Source organism: Mycobacterium sp. 852002-40037_SCH5390672 (assembly GCF_001665875.1).
Classification (GTDB): Bacteria; Actinomycetota; Actinomycetes; order Mycobacteriales; family Mycobacteriaceae; genus Mycobacterium.
The window spans coordinates 1-1,348 of the sequence record NZ_LZTA01000132.1; the positions used below are offsets into that span (position 1 = coordinate 1).

The 1,348-nt window shown below is 64.8% G+C and carries 2 protein-coding genes; both read left to right on the top strand.

Annotated features, from left to right (window positions below; all coding sequences use genetic code 11):
* Window positions 1–207, top strand: a 207-nt coding sequence (locus A5782_RS27000) for a hypothetical protein (protein ID WP_231986767.1), incomplete at its 5' end; no start/stop codon positions are given.
* Between the two features lie 111 nt (window positions 208–318).
* Entirely contained in the window at window positions 319–1,296 is a 978-nt protein-coding gene (locus A5782_RS23800; RefSeq protein ID WP_067104697.1) for an LLM class flavin-dependent oxidoreductase, read from the top strand.
* Window positions 1,297–1,348: the final 52 nt, after the last annotated feature.

Consider the following 1,348-nt stretch of genomic DNA (forward strand, 5'->3'; position numbering starts at 1 on the left):
CCACACCACCACGCGATGAGCCGTCATCTTCTGCCTCCTCAGGTGCGTGCGCGTCCCGCAAACATGATGAAAACCGCGGCGGCCGTTGCCCTTACGCCAACGGCAGGTGGCCGTTATCACCCAACGTTCGATTTGGAAACTACAACTGTGGATCCGCCCGGTCAAGGGCTTAAGAAAGCGTGCGCTATCTTAATGAACAAATTTTAGGTTAGTCTGCAGCTGTGAGGGCCGACCAGTGTTTTGCCCGCCTACGCGCGACAATTCGGGACTGCGTTGTCGCTCGGAGGTGGGCATTTCATCCGATCCCGGCGGCTGCTGATGTTCACGCTTAGATTCGACATGCGCGCTCCGAATTGGGGCGCACCGGCCGCCGATCTGTACGCCGCGACCATCGACATGTGCGCGTGGTCCGAAACGCGGGGCGCCATATTGGCGGTGCTCTCCGAGCATCATGGTGCCGACGATGGCCATCTGCCTGCGCCATTGATGTTGGCGTCGGCGATCGCGGCCAGGACGCGAATGTTGGCGATCCTGCTGGCCGCGGTGCCGATCCCGCTATGGGATCCCGTCCGGCTGGCCGAACAAATCAGCGTGCTGGACCTGATCAGCAAGGGGCGGGTGTCCTACGCATTCGGCGTCGGGCACCGAAGCCAGGAGTACGAGCACTTCGGCATCGACATGGCGAGCCGCGGCCGGTTTGCGGATGAAATCCTTACCGTGCTCGGCCCGCTGGTGCGCGGTGAGCCGGTCGAATATCGGGGGCGCACGGTGCGGGTCACGCCGCCGTGCGGATCGCCCGACGGACCGATGGTGTTCATCGCGGGCGGCAGCAAGGCCGCCGCACGTCGTGCCGGCACGTTCGGGCTCGGCTTCATTTCCCAGACCGACTCGCCGGGCCTGAAAGAGTTCTACGAGGCGCAGTGCCTCACCCATGGGCATGAACCCGGAATCATCCAGTTCCCCGTCCCAGGCCTTCCCACAGCGGTTTTCGTTGCCGACGATGTCGATCAGGCCTGGGATGTTCTGGGCCCGCACCTCCTGCACGATGCCTTGACGGCGGCGTCCTATCGCCCCGGCGACGATTCGGTTGCGAGCATCACCCGCGCTGACAGCGTGGACGCGCTGCGCGAAGAGGGCGGCCCCTATCGCATTTTCACCTCCGACGAGGCGGTCGAGTACGTGCGGGACGGGAAACTGCTGCCGTTGCATCCGCTCTGCGGCGGCGTCGCCCCGGATGTGGCTTGGCCCTTCCTCGAACGTGCGACGGCCGCCGTCGCGCGGGCGCACGACAAGTAAGGAGGACTGCTGATGCGGGTGGTCGTGTGGTCCACCGGGGGAGTCGGTTCGA